Raw genomic sequence first — 15,300 nt, forward strand, 5'->3', positions numbered from 1 at the left:
CTGACCCCCGACAGGATCAGGCGGCGGGGTCAGGTCCGGGTCGCGCCGACGCGCTGGGCCAGGGCGGCGCCCATGAAGGGGTCGAGGTCGCCGTCGAGGACGCCCTGGGTGTCCGAGGTCTCCACGTCGGTGCGCAGGTCCTTCACCATCTGGTACGGCTGGAGCACATAGCTGCGGATCTGGTGGCCCCAGCCGATGTCGGTCTTCTGGTCCTCCAGCGCCTGGGCGGCGGCCTCGCGCTTCTCCAGCTCGGCCTCGTAGAGGCGCGCCTTCAGCATCTTCCAGGCCTGGTCGCGGTTCTGGTGCTGCGAGCGCTGGGTCTGGCAGGCCACCACGATCCCCGTGGGGATGTGGGTCAGGCGGACGGCGGAGTCGGTCTTGTTGACGTGCTGGCCGCCCGCGCCCGAGGCCCGGTAGGTGTCGGTGCGCACGTCGGCCGGGTTGATCTCGATCTCGATGGTGTCGTCCACCACCGGATAGACCCACACGGACGCGAAGCTGGTGTGGCGCTTGGCGGCGGCGTCGAAGGGCGAGATGCGGACCAGGCGGTGGACTCCGCCCTCGGTCTTCAGCCAGCCATAGGCGTTGGGTCCCTTCACCTGCAGGCTGACCGACTTGATGCCCGCCTGCTCGCCGGGCGTCTCTTCCAGCAGCTCGACCTCCATGCCGTGGGCGTTGGCCCAGCGGCTGTACATGCGCAGCAGCATGCCGGCCCAGTCGTTGGATTCCGTGCCGCCCGCCCCGGAGTTGATCTCCACGAAGGCGTCGTTGCCGTCGGCCTCGCCCGAGAGCAGGGCCTCCAGCTCGGCCCGGCCCGCGCGCTCGCGGATGGCCTTGAGCTGCCCCCTCGCCTCTTCGAGGCTGGCCTCGTCGCCTTCCTCGTCGGCCAGTTCGGCATAGCCGATGGCGTCGGCAAGGTCGCGCTCCAGCGACTGCACGGCCTCGACCTGGGCCGAGAGGCGCGAGCGGTCGCGGCTCACGGCCTGCGCCTCGCCCGGATTGTCCCAGAGGGTCGGGTCCTCGACCCGGGCGTTCAGCTCATCGAGTTTTCGAAGGGCCGGTTCCCAGTCAAAGACGCCTCCTGAGCAGTTCGATCGACTGCTCGATGTCGGCCTTGGCGGCCTCGACATCCGCTCTCATGGAGAGACTCCCAATACGTAAGGCCGGCGGGTCTAGCCCGCCCGGCGCGCCGGAACAAGGCCGGCTAGAACAAGTCGGACAGGTCGTCCCGCTTCTTCGGCGGCGGCGGCGCGACGGCCGCGCCGGCGTTGGGCGCGCCGGTCAGGCCGTCCTGCCAGACCTTGTCGTAGGGCTGTGGTCCCGAAGCGGCGCCCGCGGCGCCCAGTTCCTCGATCTGGAGCGACGGCTCGGTGCCCGGCCGGAAGGCCTCCCGGATGCCGCGGACCAGGGCGTACTTGGCGTTGGCCGGCGCCTTGAAGGGCGTCGCCGGCTCCTTCTCCAGGGCGGTCTTCATGAAGTCCACGAAGATCGGCACCGCGGCCACGCTGCCGGTCTCGTTCCGGCCCAGGCTGCGGTTGTCGTCGAAGCCGATGTAGACGCCCACCACGAGGTTCGGGGAGAACCCCATGAACCACGCCGAGCGGTAGTCGTTCGTCGTGCCGGTCTTGCCGCCCAGCGGCTTGCCGAGGGACGCGGCCTGGGTCGCCGTGCCGCGCAGCACCACGCCTTCGAGGAAGGAGGTGACCTGATAGGCGGTGACGGGATCCATCACCTGATCCCCGCCACGCGGGATGCGGGGGCTTTCCGATCCGGTGAACCCCGCGTCGCAGCGGAGGCAGTCGCGTCGGTCGGCGCGCCAGATCACCTTGCCGTTGCGGTCCTCGACCACCTCGATCAGGTGCGGCTGCACCAGCCGGCCGCCATTCACGAAGGACGAGTAGGCGCCGGACATGCGGTAGACCGTGGTCTCGCCCGCGCCCAGGGCCATCGCCAGGACCTTGTCCATCTTGGGCGTCACGCCCATGCGCACGGAGAGGTCCGAGATCTTGGTCATGCCGACGCTCTGGGCCAGGCGGACGGTCATGGTGTTGCGCGAGAGTTCAAGGCCCCGGCGCAGCGTGAGGGCGCCGTAGTAGTCGCGGCTGTAGTTCTCCGGGCTCCAGTCGCGGCCGCCATATCCGCGCAGGGTGATGGGCGCGTCCATCACCGTGTTGGCCGGCGTGTAGCCGCTCTCCAGCGCCGCCGCATAGACGATGGGCTTGAACGCCGATCCGGGCTGGCGCAGCGCCTGGGTGGCGCGGTTGAAGCTGGAGAGCGAGAACGAATAGCCGCCCACCATCGCCAGCACCCGGCCCGAATAGGGCTCCATCGCGACGATCGCGCCGTTCACCGCCGGCACCTGGCGCAGGCGATAGCTCTGGCCGTTGTCGGTCGCCTCGACGAAGACGAGGTCGCCGACGCCGATTCCCCGGCCGGCGCGGGCCCAGGAGACGTCCTGGCCGACGACAGGTCCGGTCTGGCCCTCGATCAGGCGCACCTGGACGCTCCCGCCCGCGACACTGGTGACGACGGCGCGCTTCCAGTCCTGCCGCTCGCGCGGCTTGATCGTCTTGCGGGCGATGTCCTCCCAGCCGTCCAGCGTCTCGACCTTGCCCCAGGCGCCGCGCCAGCCGTGGCGGCGGTCATAGGTCTCCAACCCCTTCATGAGCGCCTCCTTCGCCGCGCTCTGCAGGCGCGGGTCCAGGGTGGTGCGCATGTAGTAGCCGCCGGCGTTCAGCCGCTCGTCGCCCAGCTCCTCCATGTTGAGGGCGATGCGGCGCACCTCCTCCACGAAATAGTCGGCGTCGCGGTACTGCGAGCGCGTGGGCGCGGGCTGGACCTTCAGGGGCTCGGCCTTGGCCGCCTCGGCCTCCTCGCGGGTGACCCAGCCCAGGCCGGCCATCTGGTCGATCACCCAGTTGCGCCGCCCGACGGCCGCCTCGGTGCGGCGCAGCGGATGATAGTTGTCGGGCCCCTTGGGCACCGCCGCCAGATAGGCGCTCTCGGCCAGGGTCAGCTCGCTGAGCGACTTGCCGAAGTAGTTGTACGCCGCGGCGCCGACGCCGTACGAGCGATATCCCAGCCAGATCTCGTTCAGGTACAATTCGAGGATCCGCTCCTTGGAGAGCGTCTGTTCGAGCTGGGCTGCGAGGATCGCCTCCTTCAGCTTGCGGCCGATGGTGGCGTCGCTGGTCAGCAGGATGTTCTTGGCCACCTGCTGGGTGATGGTCGAGCCGCCCTCCAGCCGCCGTCCCTGGGCCAGGTTGACCACGTTGCGGATCATGGCCCGCGCCAGGCCGCCGAAGTCGACCCCGCCGTGACGGAAGAAGCTCTTGTCCTCGGCGGCCAGGAACGCCTGGGCCGTCTGTCGCGGGATGGCGTCGTAGGGGACGAAGATCCGCCGCTCGCGCGAGAACTCGCCGATCAGGGTGCCGTCCCAGGCATAGGCGCGCGTGGCGGTGGGCGGATGATAGTCCACCAGTTCGCCCGCATCGGGCATGTCGTGGAACAGCCACGCCGCATAGACGCCGAGGGCCGCCGCGGCGACAGCGATGAAGCTGAGGATTCCGACGCCGGCCAGCGCCAACCAGCGCGAGGGCCTCGGCAGGCCGGGTTCTGGGCGGATTGGCGAAGTCAACGTGCGACGGAACCTCGGCGGACTCGGGCGCGTCGCAAGGGCGCGTCCGCCCGTCGTCTAGCCTGTGTCGGTGCGGGCGCCAACGCCGCCCGATCACGCCTGCGTCAGCGGGACGCCACCTTCATGGGCTCGCCGAAGTGGGTGTCGATGGCCGAGGCCACCGCCTTCACGAGGCGTTTGCGCGCGGCGGGATCGCGTAGCCGCGCCTCGTCCTCGGGATTGTTGATGAAGCCCATCTCCAGCAAGACGGCCGGAACGTCCGGGGCCAGCAGGACCATGAAGCCCGCGTCGCGATGGCTGCGGCGCAGCAGCGGAGCCTCCCCCTCCAGGTTGGACACCAGGGTCTGGGCGAAGACCGCCGAACGGTTGCGGGTGGCGCGCTGGGTGAGGTCGAACAGGATGTCGCGGACCCCCTGGTCGCCGGAGAGGCTGGCCTTCATGAACCAGTCGTCCTGGCTGACGAACCGGGTCGCGCGCGCCGAGGCCTGGTCGGAGAGCGTATAGACGCTGGCGCCCTGGAGATTCGTCTCGGGAGCCGAGTCCGAGTGCAGCGAGATGAACAGGTCGGCCCCCGCGCGCTGGGCGATCCGCACCCGCGATTCCAGGGGGATGTAGACGTCGGTGGTCCGCGTCATCACCACCTTGTAGCGCCCCGAGCGGTTCAGTTCGTCCGAAAGGGCCAGGGCGGCGGCGAGGTTGATGTCCTTCTCGAACCCATGCGCCCCCTGCGCGCCGACGTCCTTGCCGCCGTGCCCCGCGTCGATCACCACCACCTTCTTGAGCGGCAGGGGCGGCTTGCTGGCCGGCAGGAACTTCTCGCGGATCTGCGGAGCCGCGGCCTTCCGGGGGGCGGATGTCATCACGGCGTCGGGCGCGGCGGCCACGTCGATCACATAGCGGTAGTTGGTGATCCCGTCGGCGGGCGGCAGGAGGAAGCGGCGCTTCAGGCTGGCGTCGCCCGCCAGCTCCATCTGCAGCAGGGCTCCGCCCTGGGCCTTCTCGATCGTCCAGGCGCGCACGACCCCCCGGCCGGCGCCCTGCTGGGGCTGGGCCGTCTCGACGCCGTTCAGCAGGATCGAGACCCGGCGGTCGGACGAACCGTCGGCGAGCACGCGCGCACTGGTCGCACCGTCGAGGTCGACGACGAGGCGGGTCTCGCGGCCGTCGCCGCCGGTTCGGACCTTGAGCAGCGTCGCGGTCTGGGTCGCGGCGTGGCCCACGGCGAAGACGGCCAGGCCGAATGCGGCCACGGCCGCGGCCATGATGGCGCGCGCCCTGCCGCCTCCTGCCATGCCCTTCAGCCGCCCGATCATCCTAAGGCCCCGAAAAACCGGAGATTCGCAGAAAGCGGACCTCATGGCCATATAGTCCGACGGCGCGTGGACAAAGGGTTAACGAGGTCTTGCCGCCCGATGCCGGGCATGCAGCCCGCGCTTTCCTTTTGGCCCGCGGTGTTGCTAATGTCCGCCCGCGCTGCGCCGGAGCGCCCGACACGGGCCCGAAAGCCGCGCGCCAACAACCACCGGCGCCCGTTTCGTCCGTGTATTCGGCCGCGGCGCCCAATCCGATCCGCGCCCTCCGGGACGCGCCTAGGAACACACCCGATGAGCTGCGCAGCTCGAGCCCCTTCCGGCCACCAGGCCTCCCGAGCCGCCGTTCCCGGCGCTCTGGCCGGCCATGCGCGCGCTCGTCCCCATTGCCGGCAGCGCCCGGGCGTCATCGCCCCCGCGCGCCGCGGAGAGACTTATGCCCAAGACGATGTTGATCGACGCAGCCCACGCGGAAGAGACGCGTGTGGTGGTCGTCGACGGGAACCGCGTTGAAGAGTTCGATTTCGAGAGCCAGAACAGGAAACAGCTTCGGGGGAACATCTATCTCGCCAAGGTGACGCGCGTTGAGCCGTCGCTGCAGGCGGCCTTCGTCGAGTACGGCGGCAACCGCCACGGCTTCCTGGCCTTCAACGAGATCCACCCCGACTACTACCAGATCCCCCACGCCGACCGCGAAGCCCTGCTGCGCGAGGAGGCCGAGGAGCACGAGGACGACCGTCCCGAGCCCAAGGCCCGCAACCCCGAGGACGAGGACGAGGTCGACCTGGGCGGGGCCGACGACGAAGACGACGTCATGGAGGAGGAGCTGGCGCGCCGCCGCCGCCGGCTGATGCGCCGCTACAAGATCCAGGAGGTGATCCGCCGCCGGCAGATCATGCTGGTCCAGGTCGTGAAGGAAGAACGCGGCAACAAGGGCGCTGCGCTGACCACCTACCTCTCCCTGGCCGGCCGCTACGGCGTGCTGATGCCGAACACGGCGCGCGGGGGCGGTATCAGCCGCAAGATCACGACGGCCACCGACCGCAAGCGGCTGAAGAGCGTCGTCGCCAGCCTCGACGTGCCCGCCGGCATGGGCCTGATCGTGCGCACGGCCGGCGCCAAGCGGACCAAGGCCGAGATCAAGCGCGACTACGACTACCTGCTGCGGCTCTGGGAGAATATCCGCGAAACGACCCTGCACTCGATCGCGCCGGCGCTGATCTACGAGGAGGAAGACCTCGTGAAGCGCACGATCCGCGACCTCTACGACAAGGATATCGACGAGGTCTGGGTCGAGGGCGAGGCCGGCTACAAGGAAGCCCGCGAATTCATGCGGATGCTGATGCCTTCGCAGGCCAAGAAGGTGATGGCCTATCGCGAGCCCACCCCGCTGTTCGTGAAGCACCGGGTCGAGGACCACCTGAGCCAGATCTACTCGCCGGTCGTGCCCCTCCGCTCGGGCGGGTACCTGGTGATCAACCAGACCGAGGCCCTGGTGGCGGTCGACGTGAACTCCGGCCGCGCCACGCGCGAGCGGAACATCGAGGCCACGGCGCTCAAGACCAACATGGAGGCCGCCGAGGAGGCGGCGCGCCAGCTTCGCCTGCGCGACCTGGCCGGCCTGATCGTCATCGACTTCATCGACATGGACGAGTCGAAGAACAACCGGGCGGTCGAGAAGAAGCTGAAGGACTGCCTGAAGGACGACCGCGCGCGGGTCCAGATGGGCAAGATCAGCCCCTTCGGCCTGATGGAGATCAGCCGCCAGCGCCGCCGCACCGGCGTGCTGGAAGGCACCACCCACGTCTGCGAGCACTGCGGCGGCACCGGGCGCGTGCGCTCGGTGGAGTCCAGCGCGCTGGCCGCGCTGAGGGCGCTGGAGATCGAGGCGCTGAAGGGCGGCGGCGAGGCCACCCTGCGCGTGCCGCGCGCCGTCGGCCTCTACATCCTGAACGAGAAGCGCGGCCATCTGGCCCGCCTGCACCAGTCGTTCGGCCTCTTCGCGACGGTGGTCATCGAGGACGAGATGGCCCACGCCGAGCACGCCATCGAGCGGACGGCGATGGAAACCCGGCCCGACCACGCGCCGCCGCCCGCCCCCGCGCCCGTCCAGGCCTACGAGCCGCCGGCGGAGGACGAGGACGACTTCGACGACGAGGCGTTGGAGGACGAGGAAGAGGACGCGGAGGACGAAGACGCCCTCGAGCGTGAGGATTCCGACGACGACGAGGCCCATGCCCGCAATCCGCGCGAGGACCGGCGCCGGGACGACGACGAGGGGCGGCGCGGCCGCCGCCGCCGTCGCCGCGGCCGGCGGGACGACGAGCGCCCCGAACGACCCGAACGCGCCGAAACCGGCGAGCGTGAGGCGCGCGCGCCTCGGGCCGAAAGCGACGAGGACCGCGACAGTCGTCGTCGTCGTCGGGGCCGTCGCGGCGGCCGCCGCACGCGCGACGACGGGCGGCCGCAGGACATGTTCTCGTGGGTCCGCCCCTGGGTGCCCTACGGCGACGATCCTTTCGTCTGGCATGATCCGGCCGAGGACCTGAAGCCGGCCGCCGACGTCGACTCCGTCGCCGCCGAGGTGGCGCCTGTTCCTGAACCCGCCGCCGTCCCGCAGCAGACCGAGGCCGCGCCCGTCGCAGCCACGGCCGAGGACGACATCTGGGTCGAACTGCCGCCCGCCGACGAGAAGCCCAAGCGCAGCCGCCGCACCCGGGGCCGCGGTCGCGGCCGGGCCGAGGCGGACGACGCGCCGGAAGCCGCGGCCGAACCCGCCCCCGCCCTGCCGCCCGAGCCCGAATCCGAGCCCGAACCGGCCGCCGAGGCGACGCCCGAGCCTGTCGCCGCCGAGGCCGAACCTGCGCCCGCCAAGCCGAAGCGCACCCGCGCCCGCAAGGCGGCGGCTCCGGCCCCTGAGCCCGCACCCGAGCCTGCGGCCGAACCGGTCGCCGAGGCTGCGCCAACGCCCGAACCGGAACCCGTCGCGGCGGCAGCGCCCGCCGCCCCGGCCGAACGCGACCCGAACGAGATCAGCGGGCCGTCCCCGGCCCCGCGCCGAGGCTGGTGGCGCCGCGGCTGATCCACGGACCAGGGCCCGCCACGCGGCGGGCCCTGACCTCGCCGCCGGGTGTCCGGCCTTCGGCCCGCCGGACGCGGGGGAGACAGGTTTCCGCTCGGGGTTCCACTGGGGCGTTTTGCGCTCTAGCATCAACGATCATGGGGGCGATTTCGGACGTAACGAGTGTCGAGCATGATCTCCCCATTCCGGTCGGCCCCCCGCCTCGCGCTCGCGGCCCTCGCGGCCGTCAGCGTGGCGTTCGCCGCTCCAGCGGCCTCGGCCCAGACGCTGATCCGTGACACCGAGATCGAGGAGACGCTGGCGAAGTATGCCGAGCCGATCCTCAACGCCGCCGGCATCAACCCCGACAACGTCGAGATCCTGCTCATCGGCTCGAAGGAGCTGAACGCCTTCGCCGGGCCGCGGGTGATGGGCTTCAACACCGGCCTGATCCTCCAGGCCAAGGACCCCAACGAACTGCAGGGCGTGATCGCTCACGAGGTGGGCCACCTGGCCGCCGGCCACAGCGCGCGGCGCGGCGAGATGAGCTCGGCGGGGATGAAGCCGTTCCTGCTGACCATGGGCCTGGGCGTGCTCGCCGCCATCGCCGGCTCGCCCGAAGCGGCCGCGGGCCTGGCGGGCAGCGCCAGCTATTTCGGCACCCTGGGCGCCCTGGGCTACAGCCGCGAGCAGGAAGGCCGCGCCGACCAGGCCGGCGCGATGCTGCTGGACAAGGCCGGACTTTCGGGCCGCGGCCTGGCCGAGTTCTTCGACAACTTCCGCTACCAGGAGGTCTTCGACGAGGCCCGGCGGTTCGCCTATTTCCGCAGCCACCCGATCTCGTCCGACCGGATCGAATCCCTGCGCCGCAAGGTCCAGGTCCAGCCGAACTACGACAAGAAGGACAGCCCCGAGCTGCTGGCCGAGCACGCCATCATGAAGGCCAAGCTGGACGGCTTCCTCAATCCGCAGATCGCGATCACCAAGTACGACGAGAAGGCCACCGACTACCCGTCCCGCTACGCGCGCGCCATCGCCTACTACCAGCTCAGGGAACCCGACCACGCGATCCGGCTGATCGACGACCTGCTCGAGGAACAACCCGAAAATCCCTACCTCTGGGAGCTGAAGGGCCAGATCCTGTTCGAGTTCGGCCGGACCGCCGAGGCCGAGGAGCCGCAGCGGCGTTCGGTGCAGCTCAAGCCTGAGGCTCCGCTGTTGCGGGTCAACCTGGGCCAGACCCTGATCGCGCTCAACAGCAAGGCGAAGATCGAGGAAGGCGTCGGCGAGCTGAAGCGCGCCCTCACCCAGGAGGAAGACAACGCCGTCGCCTGGCGCCTGCTGGCCGAGGCCCACGACAAGCTGGGCGAGGACGGCCTGGCCCGGCTCGCGACCGCCGAGTACAACTTCTATATCGGCGACAAGCGTCAGGCCCGGGTGTTCGCCATGCGCGCCCGCGAGATGCTGAACCGCGGCACCCCCGAGTGGCGGCGCGCCACCGACATCGTCCTGGTCGCCGAACCCACCCGCGACGACCTGCGCGACCTGGCCCGCGAGGGCTCGGTGAACAGCACGCGGCGTTGAGCCGGCCCCCAACCCCGATTATCTGCACGCGATGAGAATGATCCCGACACTCGCGGCGGCCCTGGCCGCCAGCCTCGCCCTCTCCGGCTGCCAGAAGGCCAGCGACGACGCGTTCGGCGAGAAGGTCCGCGCCTATCTCCTCGCACATCCCGAGGTGATCGAGGAGGCGATCGTCAAGCTGCGGCAGGGCCAGATGCTGGAGCAGGCCAAGGCGTCGGCCACGACGGTGGAGAAGCATCGTCAGGCGCTCGAGCGCGACGGCCGCGACCTGGTGCTCAACCCGAACGGCGCGTTCACGGTGGTGGAGTTCTTCGACTACCGCTGCGGCTACTGCAAGGTGGTGGCCCCCGAGGTGCTCAAGCTGGCGCAGGAGAACCCGGACGTACGGGTCGTCCTGAAGGAGTTCCCGATCTTCGGCGAAGTGTCGGACAGCGCCGCCCACCTGGCGCTGACGCCTCAGGTGAAGGCCAAGGGCGCAGACCTCCACAAGGCCTGGATGGCCGACCGCGGCCTGGACGAGGCGGCCCTGGACCGCCACCTGACCGAGGCGGGCCTGGACCCCAAGGCGGTGCGCAAGGCTGCAGCCGACCCGGCCATCGAGGAACACATCCGCGACACCCGCCTGCTGGCCGGCGCGCTGGGCCTCCAGGGCACTCCGGCCTTCGTGGTGGGCGACTACGTCATCCCGGGAGCCGACATGGACGCCGTCCGCGCCGCTCTGGCCCGCACGCGCGCCGCGGCGATGAAGCCGCCGCCGGGGACGCCGGCCACCTAGGGCGCGCGGTGGCCGCCGAGACGGTGTTGCTCTCTCGGCCGGCGATCACCTTCCGCGAACGGGCGGCGAGCGCCCGCGGCTATCCGGGCGCGGCGCGGGGAAACCGGACTTCCACGCGGAGCCCCGGCCGCAGGTTGGAGATGGAGATGACGCCGTGATGCAGGTTCACGATCGCCGCGGCCAACGTCAGCCCCAGTCCTGTTCCGGCGCCGCTCCGGCTGTCGTCCACCCGATAGAACCGGAGGGTGAGGTGCGGAAGATCGTGTTCCGGCACCCCCGGGCCGTCGTCTGAGACCGCCAGCACCACGTCCTCGAGGTCGGAACGGACCTCCACAGCGACAACGGCGCCGGCCGGCGTATGGCGCAGCGCATTGTCGACCAGGTTTCCGAGCAGCTGGCTCAGCAGCCGGGCGTCTCCCAGGACCAGGCATGGCCCTTCCAGCTTGCCGAACAACGTGCGACCGCCCTCCTCGGCCGCGGGCTGAAAGGCTTCCACCGCCCGCTCCGTGATCTGCATGAGGTCGACCGGCCTCATCTCGCAACGGATACCGCCCGACTCCAGCTGGGCGAGACGCAACATGGTGTTGAACTGCAGCAGCAGTTCATCCGCCTCCCCTATCGCGTCCTCGATCTGCGTCGCCTGCGCCTCCGACGCGGCATCCAGCTCTTCCAGCCGGTTTCGGAGACGCGTCAGGGGCATGCGCAGGTCGTGCGCGACGTCGGTGGAGACCTGCCGCATGGCCATCATGGCCGTTTCCAGCCGTTCGAGCATCGCGTTGAGGTTCCGGGTGAGATCATGGAATTCCTGGCCGAAGCCGATCGGTGGAATCCGCTCGGAAAGGTTGCCTTCCATGATCCGGCTGGTGGTTTCGTTGACGAGCTCCAGCCGCCGGAGGAACAGCAGCCCGGCGATCGAGCCCGCGGCTATGGCGAGCAGGATCAGAGCGCCGCCGCCCCAGAGGGCGATCGCGTGAAGGCCGGCCCGCAGATCTTCCAGCGGATAGCTTTCGCGGCCGACCGCCAGGACCGTCCCGTCCGACAAGCGCTCGGTGAGGACCAGCATCTCCACCACGTTCGCCGCCGCCTTGGACGGGACGTCGGCCGCGCGCGCCTTGACGTGGCCAAAGCCCCGGAGGCGGACGGCGTCTTCGGGGATACCGCTGTTGAAGCTGGGATGGTCGGGCGGAATGACCAGATAGCGATACCGGCTCACGGTGTCGGTGCGGACGTGTTCTGCGAGGATGTTCGCCAGCGCGGCTCCGCCTTCGAGCTGGGCGTCGGCGCGCATGATCGCCATCTGATGGCGCAGGGCGTTGTGCAGTTCGCGTTCGGCGAACCGGGCGATACTGAAATCGAGCACCAGCAGCAGCAGCACCGCGCCGACGCCGAAGATCGACGCGAAGATGACCGCGAACCTGAACGTCGCGGTGCGCCAAAGGCCCGACAAAGGCTCAGCCCGGCGCATCGATGACGTAACCTACGCCGCGCAGGGTATGGAGCAAGGGCGCGTCAAAGCCCCGGTCGATCTTGGCGCGCAGCCGGCTGACATGGGCGTCGATGATGTTGGTGCGGGTGTCGAAGTCGTAGCCCCACAGGCCTTCGAGCAGCATCGTGCGGGTCACGGTCTGGCCCACGCGCCGAACCAGGAACTCGAGAAGCCGGAATTCCTGCGGCGTCAGGTCGAGCCGGCGCCCGGCGCGGACGACACGCCGGTTTCGCAGGTCCACCACAAGGTCGCCCACGGCGATGTGGCCCGGCTCCGTTGCGCCCGCCTCGGCGCCGCGACGATGGAGCGCGCGCACGCGGGCCAGCAGTTCACTGAAAGCGAACGGCTTGCCCAGGTAGTCGTCGGCGCCGATTTCCAGCCCCTGGACACGCTCCTCCACCGAGGAGAGTGCGGTCAGGATCAGAATGGGCGAGCCGACGCCCTCCGAACGCAGCGTTTCCACGATGGCGAACCCCGACTGTCCGGGCAGCATGCGATCGATGATCAGGACGTCGTATCGGCCCGTGCGCGCTTCCGCCGCCCCGGCCGGCCCGTCCTTCTCCCACCGGACCAGATGGCCGCGCTCGGTGAAACCCCGCACGATGAACGCGCCGGTCTTGTGGTCGTCCTCGACAAGAAGGACGTTCACGACGACCCTGGGGTCCGGCGAACCGGCATGCCGATGCTGTCTGTTCGATGTCCGCCGCTCGGATAGCTGTAGAGCGTCTGGACGGGCAGAGGCATGCCCAGGTCCTTCAGCAGTTCCGCACAGTGGAGAAGAGACGTCTTCAAGCCGAGATCCCCGAGATCGCAGGTGCGCAGGCCGCTGCGTCGCTGGGCTTCGGCCAACCAGCGCAGGACTGTCAACTCGCCCGTCGAGACATACTTCGAGCCAACCGCCTCGACTTCCAGCCCGTTTCGACGCGCGAACTCGCGAAGGCACGCGAAGTGAACCTTGCAATAGTCGTCCAGGGGAGGACGTCGGCGCGCATGGGTCCGGATCGCCGGACCACGCGCGTCGAACGCCACCGGTTCTCCCCGGAGCAGGCAGAGGGCCTTGCGCTCGTAGACGTTGCGCCGCTGAACAGGCTGGTTGGGGTTGGCCATCGCCATCTCGACGGAACCGGCGCCTGCGCGCCCGGATATGGGCGCTCAGGCGCCGGCCTCGACTAGAAGCTCACGCGAACGCCGCCGCCCACGTAGCGGGCGGGGTTGCCGCGCGCGCCATCGGTGCCGCGATGGGTGATCTTGCGCTCGTCGAAGAGGTTCTCGACCCGAGCATAGATATCCACCGACTGCGTGATCGCGTAGGACGCGGAGACGTCGGCGGTGAACAGGTTCTGGGTCTTCAGGAAACGCGTATCCACGCCGGCCCGGCCACAGGTCGTGTTGATGCAGGTCCCGTCCGAGTAGTTGAACGCGAGGTTCAGCTTGAAGCCGACGTCGTGATCCACGCCGAGTTCCAGTCGACCGATGTGCTTGGGCGTATAGTCCAGCACGTCGCCCTTGCGGACCCCGGACGCGATGTCGGCCGCGCGGGTGTACTCCCCGTCCGTGTAGGTATAGGCCAGTCGAAGAGGGACCCGGAAACCCTCGCCCTCGAACAGGTTGGCGAAGACGCCGACCTCGAGCCCATAGACCTCCTTGGCGCCGTCCTGCTGCACGCCATCCACCGACCCGTCGGCGCACGGGTTGGCGAAGAGGCAGTTGCGCAGCGCGTTGTCGTAATCCGTGTAGAAGCCGATCACGTCGATCCCGAGCCCGCCCCGACGGAAGCGCAGCCCGCCCTCGAGGTTGGTGCTCTCCTCCCCCTTGCTCCCCTCGACCGCCCCTGAGCCGGGAGGCGCGAAGCCCTTGTGAAGACCGGCAAGGACCGTCCAGTCCTCACTGACCTGATAGTTGAGCCCGACACCCCAGGTGGTCTTCTTGAGAGCGTTTCGGGCGCTTGTCGGCAGCGCCACGTTCGCCCGCGTCTTGACGTTCTCGTGCCGCACCAACGGAAGCAGGGTGAGCCCGCCGATACGGACCCGATCCGCGATCCAGAACGAGGTCGCCCGGGCGTATCCGCGGTTCGGCGTCCCCGGATCTCCCCGGCTGAACACGAGGCTGCCGTTGACCTGGTTGTAGATGACGTTCGAGATCGTGGCCGTGTTCTTGGTCGTGTCCTTGTGGCGGCGAACGCCGCCGAGCAGCTCATGCTCGAGTCCACCCGTCGAGAAGGCTGCGCGCCCTTCGAACGAGAGGCCCTTGGCGATGAAGGTCTGGAAGTTGTTCCCGTAGCGGACGCCGTTGGCGTGGGTGGTGTTCTGCGTGCCGTCGAGGATGCCCTGAAGGAAGGCGGCGTTGGCGGCGCCGTTGTTGATCTGCGCGGTGATGCCCGTTCCGCTGACGGCGATGCCGTTGATCTGGTTGAGGCGGGTGTAGTTGCGGAACGTGTCGGTGTAGTAGGCCGTCGAGATCAGGGAGATGCCGGGCGTGAACTGGATCTGGTGCTGAAGACTGGCGGCCTCCCGGCCCTGATCCATGCGCTCCAGTTCGCCGAGGCCGTAGCGGCGGTCTGGGTCCCGCCGGAAATCGGCGTCGGTCAGCCCGAGGTACGAGACGTCCGCTTCGTTGTCCCCCTTGAAGAGCTTCAGGTCGAGTTGCTGCTGGATCACGGCCCCCTCGGGCGCACGCCACCGGAGCTTCAGCATGTACTCGCGCACGTTGTTGCCGGCCGTGCGGCTGGAACGGTCGATATTCTGGAAGCCGTCCGTCCTGTGCTGGTAGGTTTCGATGAGCGCGCCCACCTGACCGGACATGCCTCCGGCCCAACCGTGGAGCCGGCGCGTGTTCCAGCCACCGATCTCGGCGTTCACGAAGCCCGAGGGCTCGCTCGGAATCCGCGTGGACAGAAGATTGATGGCGCCGGAGGTGGTCTGCGGCCCGTAACGCAGGATCTCGGGGCCCTTGAGCACTTCCACGCCGCTCATGCGGCCAGCCGAGGGGAAGTAGTAGGCCGACGTGTTCGCATAAGGCGCCATGGCGGCGGGGATGCCGTCCTCCATGATCGAGATTCGATCGCTGCGGCCGGAGGACGAGGCGCGAATGCCGATCCGCGGGAAGGTGCCCAGGCCGTCCTCCTCGCGGACATAGACCCCCGGCGCGCTGCGCAGGATCGAATGGATATTGGCGAACTCGAACGTCTTCAGCTCCTCGGGGCCGATGACGACAGCCGAGCCGGTCGAAAGCCGCGCCTCTTCCAGCGTGCCGATGACGACGACCCCATCCACCTGGACGGCGCTTCCCCCGCCCTCCTCCGCGACGGCGGCGCTCGACAGCCCGAGCGCCAGGGTTGCTACGCCCGAAAGGAGTTTCGACAGAGTCGTGGAAGTGCAGTGGCGACGCATTGAAAGAAGTCCCGGTTCCTGAAGGCGAAAGCGCGATTGCGAATGACTTGCAGGACAG

General features: G+C 69.4%; 10 protein-coding genes. 3 read left to right on the forward strand and 7 right to left on the reverse strand.

The window, feature by feature from the left end:
- Nucleotides 1-29: 29 nt before the first annotated feature.
- From prfB to WG212_RS11765, 3 genes are all read right to left on the reverse strand, one after another.
- Nucleotides 30-1,140 (reverse strand): peptide chain release factor 2 gene (gene prfB / locus WG212_RS11755; RefSeq protein ID WP_337187286.1). Its coding sequence is split into 2 segments (ribosomal slippage): nucleotides 30-1,070 and nucleotides 1,072-1,140, totalling 1,110 coding nucleotides; the frame shifts between segments, so codons are not numbered across the junction.
- A gap of 64 nt (nucleotides 1,141-1,204) precedes the next feature.
- Nucleotides 1,205-3,586: a penicillin-binding protein 1A gene (locus WG212_RS11760; RefSeq protein ID WP_337187287.1), complete on the reverse strand. Its 2,382-nt coding sequence runs from the start codon at nucleotides 3,584-3,586 to the stop codon at nucleotides 1,205-1,207.
- A 155-nt stretch (nucleotides 3,587-3,741) separates the two neighbouring features.
- The gene (locus tag WG212_RS11765) at nucleotides 3,742-4,899 is read right to left on the reverse strand and encodes an N-acetylmuramoyl-L-alanine amidase (protein WP_337187288.1); all 1,158 of its coding nucleotides are present in this window, start codon (nucleotides 4,897-4,899) and stop codon (nucleotides 3,742-3,744) included.
- Nucleotides 4,900-5,383: 484 nt separating this feature from the next.
- Between WG212_RS11765 and WG212_RS11770 the strand changes: the two genes are divergently transcribed.
- The 3 genes from WG212_RS11770 to WG212_RS11780 all read left to right on the forward strand — a co-directional run bounded on the left by WG212_RS11770 (nucleotide 5,384) and on the right by WG212_RS11780 (nucleotide 10,367).
- Entirely contained in the window at nucleotides 5,384-8,029 is a 2,646-nt protein-coding gene (locus WG212_RS11770) for a ribonuclease E/G (protein ID WP_337187289.1), read from the forward strand.
- A gap of 171 nt (nucleotides 8,030-8,200) precedes the next feature.
- A complete protein-coding gene (locus WG212_RS11775) occupies nucleotides 8,201-9,592 on the forward strand; it encodes a M48 family metalloprotease (RefSeq protein WP_337187290.1) in 1,392 nt (463 codons plus the stop codon).
- 37 nt (nucleotides 9,593-9,629) lie between these two features.
- Nucleotides 9,630-10,367 carry a DsbA family protein gene (locus tag WG212_RS11780; protein ID WP_337187291.1) on the forward strand — a complete coding sequence of 246 codons (738 nt, stop codon included), beginning with the start codon at nucleotides 9,630-9,632 and terminating at the stop codon, nucleotides 10,365-10,367.
- Nucleotides 10,368-10,446: 79 nt separating this feature from the next.
- Here the strand turns inward: WG212_RS11780 and WG212_RS11785 are convergent, their stop codons facing one another.
- The 4 genes from WG212_RS11785 to WG212_RS11800 form a co-directional block, all read right to left on the reverse strand.
- A complete protein-coding gene (locus WG212_RS11785; protein ID WP_337187292.1) occupies nucleotides 10,447-11,814 on the reverse strand; it encodes a HAMP domain-containing sensor histidine kinase in 1,368 nt (455 codons plus the stop codon).
- Between the two features lie 4 nt (nucleotides 11,815-11,818).
- Entirely contained in the window at nucleotides 11,819-12,502 is a 684-nt protein-coding gene (locus tag WG212_RS11790) for a winged helix-turn-helix domain-containing protein (RefSeq protein WP_337187293.1), read from the reverse strand.
- Nucleotides 12,499-12,960 carry a hypothetical protein gene (locus WG212_RS11795; RefSeq protein WP_337187294.1) on the reverse strand — a complete coding sequence of 154 codons (462 nt, stop codon included), beginning with the start codon at nucleotides 12,958-12,960 and terminating at the stop codon, nucleotides 12,499-12,501. The genes WG212_RS11790 and WG212_RS11795 overlap by 4 nt, the downstream gene beginning before the upstream one ends.
- A gap of 62 nt (nucleotides 12,961-13,022) precedes the next feature.
- Entirely contained in the window at nucleotides 13,023-15,242 is a 2,220-nt protein-coding gene (locus WG212_RS11800; RefSeq protein WP_337187295.1) for a TonB-dependent receptor, read from the reverse strand.
- Nucleotides 15,243-15,300 lie beyond the last annotated feature (58 nt).

Origin of the sequence: Phenylobacterium sp. (genome assembly GCF_037189685.1) — a bacterium.
Taxonomy (GTDB): Bacteria; Pseudomonadota; Alphaproteobacteria; order Caulobacterales; family Caulobacteraceae; genus Phenylobacterium.

Coding starts and splice junctions, on each gene's coding strand:
- WG212_RS11765 (WP_337187288.1), bottom strand. CDS start 4,899: ATGGCCGCGGCCGTGGCCGCATTCGGCCTGGCCGTCTTCGCCGTGGGC.
- WG212_RS11770 (WP_337187289.1), top strand. CDS start 5,384: ATGCCCAAGACGATGTTGATCGACGCAGCCCACGCGGAAGAGACGCGT.
- WG212_RS11775 (WP_337187290.1), top strand. CDS start 8,201: ATGATCTCCCCATTCCGGTCGGCCCCCCGCCTCGCGCTCGCGGCCCTC.
- WG212_RS11780 (WP_337187291.1), top strand. CDS start 9,630: ATGATCCCGACACTCGCGGCGGCCCTGGCCGCCAGCCTCGCCCTCTCC.
- WG212_RS11795 (WP_337187294.1), bottom strand. CDS start 12,960: ATGGCCAACCCCAACCAGCCTGTTCAGCGGCGCAACGTCTACGAGCGC.
- WG212_RS11800 (WP_337187295.1), bottom strand. CDS start 15,242: ATGCGTCGCCACTGCACTTCCACGACTCTGTCGAAACTCCTTTCGGGC.